This window comes from Ectobacillus ponti, from assembly GCF_024294785.1.
In the GTDB taxonomy this organism is placed as follows: domain Bacteria; phylum Bacillota; class Bacilli; order Bacillales; family Bacillaceae_G; genus Ectobacillus; species Ectobacillus ponti.
In genome coordinates this window covers 1-980 of record NZ_JANCLT010000050.1, presented here as the reverse complement: position 1 = coordinate 980, position 980 = coordinate 1, and the positions used below count along the sequence as shown (strand labels likewise).

The 980-nt window shown below is 49.2% G+C and carries 2 pseudogenes; one reads left to right on the top strand and one right to left on the bottom strand.

Annotation, left to right across the window (positions count from 1 at the left end):
- Positions 1 to 35: 35 nt before the first annotated feature.
- Positions 36 to 795: pseudogene (locus NK662_RS24510) on the top strand (hypothetical protein).
- 42 nt (positions 796 to 837) lie between these two features.
- On the opposite strand, the pseudogene NK662_RS24505 reads toward NK662_RS24510, so the two are convergent.
- A pseudogene (locus NK662_RS24505) lies at positions 838 to 966 on the bottom strand (cytochrome P450); the annotation flags it as partial.
- Positions 967 to 980: the final 14 nt, after the last annotated feature.

Sequence of the window (980 nt, the reverse complement as noted above, 5' to 3'; positions counted from 1 at the left end):
AGAAGATCAAGGAAGTCTCTCACGAGTGGAACGTGATGAACAAGCAGAAACCAATTTGGTTGAGGAAGCCAGAGGAGATCACCAAGGAAGAGTACGCTGCTTTCTACAAGAGCTTGACAAACGACTGGGAGGAACATCTGGCTGTCAAGCACTTCTCTGTGGAGGGTCAGCTTGAATTCAAGGCCATCCTGTTTGTACCAAAGAGAGCGCCATTTGACCTCTTTGACACCAGGAAGAAGCAACAACATCAAGCTGTACGTACGCCGGGTGTTTATCATGGACAACTGTGAGGAGTTGATCCCAGAGTGGCTCAGCTTTGTCAAGGGCATTGTTGATTCTGAAGACCTTCCCCTCAACATCTCACGTGAGATGCTCCAGCAGAACAAGATCCTGAAGGTGATCCGCAAGAACCTTGTGAAGAAGTGCGTGGAGCTCTTCTTTGAGATCGCTGAGAACAAGGAAGACTACAACAAGTTCTACGAGGCTTTCTCCAAGAATCTCAAGCTTGGCATCCATGAGGATTCCACCAACAGGACCAAGATTGCTGAGCTCCTGAGGTATCACTCCACCAAGAGTGGTGATGAGTTGACCAGCCTCAAGGACTACGTAACCCGGATGAAGGAGGGCCAGAGTGAGATCTATTACATCACTGGTGAGAGCAAGAAGGCTGTTGAGAACTCCCCCTTCCTCGAGAAGCTGAAGAAGAAGGGTTATGAGGTCCTGTACATGGTTGATGCCATTGATGAGTACGCTGTTGGTCAGCTTAAGGAGTTTGAGGGCAAGAAGCTCGTCTAGTGCCAACCTTAAATCTGATCCCAACACATTGATATCCTCTTCCATAAACCTTTCGGGTCGAAACACCCATGGGTCACCCCATATCGTCACATCATGGGATATGTCCCACATATTCACCATTGCCGTAGTCCCTGCGGGTACTAGGTGATTGCCCACATAGGTATCATGCACCGCCAAGCGGGCCA